Origin of the sequence: uncultured Chitinophaga sp., from assembly GCF_937874145.1 — a bacterium.
In the GTDB taxonomy this organism is placed as follows: domain Bacteria; phylum Bacteroidota; class Bacteroidia; order Chitinophagales; family Chitinophagaceae; genus Chitinophaga.
The window spans coordinates 1-6,217 of sequence record NZ_CALNBI010000379.1 but is presented as its reverse complement, the minus strand read 5'-3'; the positions used below and the strand labels follow the sequence as shown (position 1 = coordinate 6,217).

4 protein-coding genes and 1 pseudogene are annotated in these 6,217 nt (G+C 54.2%); all 5 read right to left on the bottom strand.

Translation table 11 applies throughout. The features are described from left to right. A partial coding sequence (locus Q0510_RS18595) for a hypothetical protein (RefSeq protein WP_298715189.1) occupies positions 1-823 on the bottom strand: 823 nt, incomplete at its 3' end. Between the two features lie 79 nt (positions 824-902). Then, positions 903-2,411: a PKD-like family lipoprotein gene (locus Q0510_RS18590; RefSeq protein ID WP_298715187.1), complete on the bottom strand. Its 1,509-nt coding sequence runs from the start codon at positions 2,409-2,411 to the stop codon at positions 903-905. A gap of 16 nt (positions 2,412-2,427) precedes the next feature. Then, positions 2,428-3,192, bottom strand: a complete 765-nt coding sequence (locus Q0510_RS18585) for a DUF4843 domain-containing protein (RefSeq protein ID WP_298715185.1) — start codon at positions 3,190-3,192, stop codon at positions 2,428-2,430. A gap of 21 nt (positions 3,193-3,213) precedes the next feature. Continuing rightward, a complete protein-coding gene (locus Q0510_RS18580) occupies positions 3,214-4,704 on the bottom strand; it encodes a RagB/SusD family nutrient uptake outer membrane protein (protein WP_298715183.1) in 1,491 nt (496 codons plus the stop codon). A 21-nt stretch (positions 4,705-4,725) separates the two neighbouring features. After that, positions 4,726-6,217, bottom strand: a pseudogene (locus Q0510_RS18575) (TonB-dependent receptor); the annotation flags it as partial.

The window sequence follows — 6,217 nt, the reverse complement described above, 5'->3', positions numbered from 1 at the left end:
GCGAACGGTAACGGCCGAAGCTGTTGGCCAGGTACATCCCTTTGAGCGTGTCGTTGGGGATGGCGCCCAGCATATCGTCGGTGGTAGCTTTGCCGCCCTTCCCCATCTGGCTGTACATCACGTAAGCCCCCAGCCTGCGGACGCCGTCGCCCAGCTGTAGTGCGCGCGTACTGGCATATTTGCCTGGCTGAACGATCTGCCGGTAATAAGCCGGGTAATCCGGTTCTTTCGGGTGTTTGCTGCGGGGCATGAACAGGAAGTTGATCACCGCAGCATCCACATCATTCACCACGAGGTATTGCATCAGTTCATCGAATGCTTTGTTGCCGCTTTTCATGTTCTTGCGGAAGGCTTCGTATTTCGGCAGGAAAGATTCGAAGATGGGAAAGAAATCCTCGTACGTTCCCCGGTACTGTATCCCGCTCCAGGACGGAACGGCGATGTCGTCATACACCGCCTGCCATTTCGAAAGCAGCTGGTTCTCTTTCGATCCCCCGCTCACCGCAGCCTTTCCGCCTTTGATGTCCATTTCGATAGTAGACGCGCCTTTTACGTAGATGCGGTGGCTCAAGGCGTGTACGTTCGCATTGTCGGACACATAATAAAACCCTTCTGCCGGGTCGGCAATAGCGAAGGCAAAAGCGCCGTCTGCACCGGCTTTCACCGTCGCAAACTGCTCCATGTTGCCATCCGCCGCGCGGAAGAGGTATATGGTTTTAGCGCCCTTCGCGTCTGTAGTTCCCTGGATGACCGTAGCGGGCGGTTCCGCCGCAAACATCCTGGCAGACGTAACGATGGCGGCTATGAAGAATAATTTTTTCATGATCGTGCTTTAAAAAAAGGTGCGAGTTTGCGCCCGCACCTTTTCGTGGATTTTATGTGGCTGATTTTCGATTTACGAATTATAAGTTGCCGCTGCGCGACCTGAAGGCCACTTCCTTCACTTTAGCGAACCCTCCGTGCGAAACGGTAGGCTTAAGCTGCGGAACGGATCCCTGGTTGAAGGTGCTGAAGAACCGCAGGGTGCCGCCGGTCTCAGGTTGGGAAGCGTTGAAGGTGGCCACCATCAGCTTGTCGCGGTAATTGGCGTAAAATGCGGTATTGGTGATATTGTTCGGAAAAAACAGTTGGGTAACCGGCTCCCCGAAATCCTGCACCATCACTTCGCGGTTGGCGTCGGGCAGATAGGCGTAGAGCTTGTTGCCGCTTGCGTAGTAAAGCGTAGACCAAACCGGGTCTGCCGCGATGCCGGCGAACGAAGCAAAATCCGCTCCCACATTCATTTTCTGGAACATGGCCTGCGCACTGGTGGAAGGATTGAAGATGGCGAGCCAATTTTCTCCCGCATCGTTTTTCAACACGGCCGTCACGTTGCCGGCGCTTACGTTCCTGCTCATCCACACCAGGTCCATCTTCACATCGCTGAAATCGAATTTAGATCCCGTTACGGTATTGATTAATGAAGCATAGGCATCTGTACCCGTGGTGCGCATGATCACCCTGGCAAAACGGCGCTTCTCTTCGTCGAACATCAGCACGCTGGCACTGCCGCCGGTGCCCACGTTAAAGTACCTGCTGGCCCTGAACGGCTGCGCCTCTCCGCGCACATGGTTGTGCGGTGCGCCGAGGTTGAACAGCGATGCGTTCGTATAGGTGTGGATATTTCCGCCGTTGTACATTACGTACAGCGAACCGAGTGACCAGAACCTTTCCGGGACGAAGTTGTCCGGTATCTTACCGAAACACAGGAAAGAAATAGCCTTGTTGGCGGACCATTTCAACGTGTTGCGGTCCAGGGAGTTGGTGCCGGTGGTGGTGGAAATGAAGAACTGGTAATCGTTTGTTTTTGTGGCGGTATACATGCCGAGGGGCTTACCGATCGGCCGGGGATATCCCGAATTGAAAGCGGTCAGCACATCCGTGAACTGCTCCGTTTCATCCATGTTTGCACCGTCGAAAGCGAGCAGGTCCAAACGCGAGGAATCGCCCAGCGCCCCCAGCACGAAAAACCCTTCGTATGCCGCCGTGGTAACCGTCAAACGGAACTTCTGCGCATAGCTCACGCCGGTCTGTTTGTCTTTTATGGAAAACGAAGCCACGTAGGTACCCACATCCAGGCTATCCAGCTTCTGGTCAAAAACCCGCGTTTTGGCGATCTCCCTGACAGTGGTGGTATTCACCTGGATCACCCAGCTGTAGGCATACCGGTTTTCATCCACGCCGCCGGCGGCATCCTGCGTCAGCGCTATTTCAGGTGTGATAACCAGCTGTTCGCCCAGCTTCCCCGTTACTTCCGGGTCCAGCTTGATGACAGCTTCGTTGATCGGCTTATAATCGTAGTTTCCTTCTTCTTTCATACAGGCCGTCGCCATTATAACAGCAGCGGCGGAAAAGAAAATATATTTCTTCATGTTGGTGATTTGGTTGTTATTGAACATAGTCTCCCATGATCATTCTGGACCCGTCTTCTTCCAGTACGGGCGTTCCGGCTTCTTCCATTTCGTTGAGGTAGCGCTGCATGGCATACCCTCCCGCCATCACAAAATTGATCTGTGAAGTGGGCCCGTATGGCGGCACGTAATCCTTTTCGAAATCAAAACCGAACAATTCCGTGAGCAGTTGCGCTTTCTTAATGGAATACACGCCCAGGTATGCATCTGTCCAGCGGGTAGGCCTCGACATAAAGTCGTTGATATACACCCTGAACACATGGTACGGTATCTTCCGGTCCACACCGGACAACGCCCGGTCAGGGAAGTTCGTCTCGAAATGCTCGTTCGGCAACAGCTTCAGGCGCATGAGCATCGTCTGCGTTTTCATCTGAGGCGTACGCACCAGTTTCACCAGCAACGTATCGTTCAGCCTGTTGGCGCGGATAACGGTAGGGCCAAGGATGATTTCCTTATCGAAAGCCGCCGTGGAACCGGTGTCTGCCACAACCACGTAAGGCCTGTCTACCGGCTGCATCTTACCTGCAACGCTCACAGGTATGACCACAAACACGGTATCGGCCTTTTCGTACATGAACGAATAGGTTAAGGAATCCGAAGGCGACGGCTCGCGGCCCGACATATAACCGGCATTCCTGAAATAAATAGTATTTCCTTCTTCATATCGGGTGAGCGGCGATTTTTCGCAGGCACCCAGCAGCATGGCGGCTGCAATCGGTATAACGTACAGGAGCTTTTTCATTTATGCTGAGGTATTTGAAGGTTATTGAAAATAGGCTTCATCGTCCGGCAGCGGCACTACGTACTGGGCACGCGTCATCGTCACGTAGTTGGCGTTGGTGGTGCCCACGGTGCTGCTTTTGAGCAGGCGGGGCGTATTGGTGCGCTTGTAATAGAAGAACAACTGTCCTTCCCCGTACATTTCCTTCGCGTACTCTTTCCCGATCTCGGTTTGGAGGACGGTGGTGGCAGGCGCTTCCAGCAGGCCTCTTTTTGCGCGCACCTGGTTTAAATAATCAAAGCCCGCAGCATCGTCCGGCGCGCACTCCGCAGCGATGTAATACACCTCGCTCTTGCGGAGCATGGGAACACGGTAGCGGAACTGGACGGTAGCCCCGTCCACATCATTGAATTTGCGCAGTGTGCGGTAGCTGATCGTTCCGCCGGAAGGTACTTCCCACCAGCTGAAGGCGAAGATGTTGGAAAAACGGAAGTCGGTAGTCACCTGGTTTTCGTAGGTGCTGGCAAGCCGGGTAGAGTTGGGCGCCCACATCTGCTGCGCATCCACATCGCCGCCGAACAAGGTGCGCGTCCAGTCATAAAGGTTGGGAGCATTCACTGCGAAGAGCACTTCCTGGCTGAATGTCCTGTCGACCGGGGAACGCCCTTTCACGGGATCGAACCAGGGGAAATCTTTGTCGAGCACCCCGATCAGTTCCTGCGCGAGCGCATATGCCGCGGGCTTATCGTTGCGGTAGAGCAGCATGCGGGCTTTGAGGGCTTTTGCCGCGTAAATATTCATGCGGAGATTGCGCATCCGGCTGTAATCCATCCCATCATTCTCAATTTTATCTTCCTTGCCTTTGGTCAATACCGGATCGTTCGCCAGGAATGCAATGGCCCTGTCCATGTCCGTCATTACGCTGTCCATCGCTTCGTTTGCGCGGAGCAAAGGTTTCACGTTGGGGAGACTGGTCGTGTAATACGGTACGGCCAATGCGGTGCTGTCGGTAATATACACCGGCCCGAAGAGGCGGAGCATATCAAAGTGCAGCATGGCGCGGAGGGCATGCAATTCGCCACGGTACAATGTTTCTTCCGCCGCCGGCAATACGCCGGGATATTTGTCGATGCTCGCCAGGAAGTGATTGATATTGAGAATCGTCTTGAAACTGGCGGACCAGGCTGTAGACATGCCTGTCTTCGCCAAAGGATCTTCATATGTATAATCCGCGTACGGCCTTGCCAGCGTACCGCCCTGCCCAGCTTCCACGCCGCCGCCCACGTTCAGTACGGCGCCGCTGTTCAGCTGGCCCAGCGCGTCCATGGCGGTCATGGTCATAAACTGGCCATACAACTCGCGCGACGCCACGTTACTGTAAATCCCATTGATGGCACTGCGGATGTTTTCCGGATCGGTAAATACTTTATCCTCGACCAGCCTGTCGTTCGGCTGCACATCCACCCACTTCTTGCAGGCGGAAAACAGCGTGAGGGCGCCGAGAGCGTATATGCTGAGAAATTTCTTTTTCATGTCGTAATTGCTTTTACTCGTTTAGAAACTGGCGTTGACAGACAATGAGCCGGAGCGCGTAAAGGGATACTGCGTTCCGCGTTCCACCTGGATTGTAGACCAACGCACGAATTCGTTCATGTATGCGTTGATGCGCAGGTTCGACAGGCCCAGCTTTTTAATCCATTCGGATTTGCTGAATTCATAGCCTACGCTCACAGATTCGCCGGTAAACGTATTTTCCTTCTGCACGAAGCGGGAAGAAATGTAAGTCTGCACCTCGTTGCGCCCTATTTCGCCAAAGCCGCGGTAATCCGCGATATCGCCAGCCCGCTGCCAGCGGTCGTACAGCGCCCGGCGGTCAACGTTGTATTTCACATCGTTAGCGTCAATGTCTTCCACCTTCGCAAACAACGCATCGTTGATCGCCTGGCCGCCGAGGCGGTAGCGGAAGTTCACCGAGAAGCTGAACCCTTCATACATGAAGCTGGTGCCCACAATGCCTTCCACGGTAGGACGGGTGGAACCTACCTTCACGATATCGTTCTGATCATATATAAAAGTGCGGTCGCCATTGAGTTTCAGGTACACTTCCCTGCCGCTGCCGGGGTCGATGCCGAGGGAGCGGACAGACCAGATATCGAACTGGCTGTGACCGTCCATATACCGGCGGAATTGCGTAGCCAGCACGGAGTCGGTGGCGAATTTGCTGTTCTCCTGCGAAAGGGAATTGCCCAGGCCGGTAAACTTGCTGTTCTGGAAAATGCCGTTCAGGTGGATGGTCCAAGATGCGCGGCGGTTAACATCCGCCCAGGGCGTTACGCGGGCGGTTACTTCCACGCCGGTATTTTCCATGCCGCCCATGTTGGTCATATAGGAAGAATAACCGGTGGATGGCGGCAATGTGATCGGAATCACCATGTCTTTGGTGTATTTCCGGAAATAGTTGACAGTGGCATTCAACCTGGATTTGAAAAGCGACAGGTCGAAGCCCATGTTGGTATTCTGCGTGATCGGCCAGCGCAGGTCGGGATTGCCCATATAACCCAGTTCCAGCGCCTGGCCCATGGCCACGTTGTAAAGGTCGGCATAGGAATAAACAGCGGTGGAACCGAGGTTGGTATAACTCTGGTTAGAGTTGGTACCGGTATTGATGAATAATTTCAAGCGGTTGATGAAGGGAAGCGCCTGCATGAACGGCTCGTTGTGCAGGTTCCATCCGGCGCCGAGCGACCAGAAAGTATGGTCCGATTTGTTGGCGCCGAAAGAAGTGGAAACATCGTAACGGAGCGACGCGTCCGCAAGGAAACGGTTCTTCCAGCTATAGTTGCCGGATGCGAGGCCAGACCCGGAACGCGATACATTGTCTGTATAGCCGGGCACCTTGTTGATCATGTCATAGCTGGTCCCGAAAGCGGGGTTGCCTTTGCTGCCAAACGGAAAGCCGAGCACCGTTGTGGAAATGTTCTTCGTTTTGGATTCGCGCGCATCTCCGCGGAGATTCAACGATACCTGGTGGCCGCCGGATAATACT

Excerpts from the sequence above, each read along its gene's own strand:
- Q0510_RS18580 (WP_298715183.1), bottom strand. The coding sequence starts at position 4,704 with ATGAAAAAGAAATTTCTCAGCATATACGCTCTCGGCGCCCTCACGCTG.
- Q0510_RS18590 (WP_298715187.1), bottom strand. The coding sequence starts at position 2,411 with ATGAAGAAATATATTTTCTTTTCCGCCGCTGCTGTTATAATGGCGACG.
- Q0510_RS18585 (WP_298715185.1), bottom strand. The coding sequence starts at position 3,192 with ATGAAAAAGCTCCTGTACGTTATACCGATTGCAGCCGCCATGCTGCTG.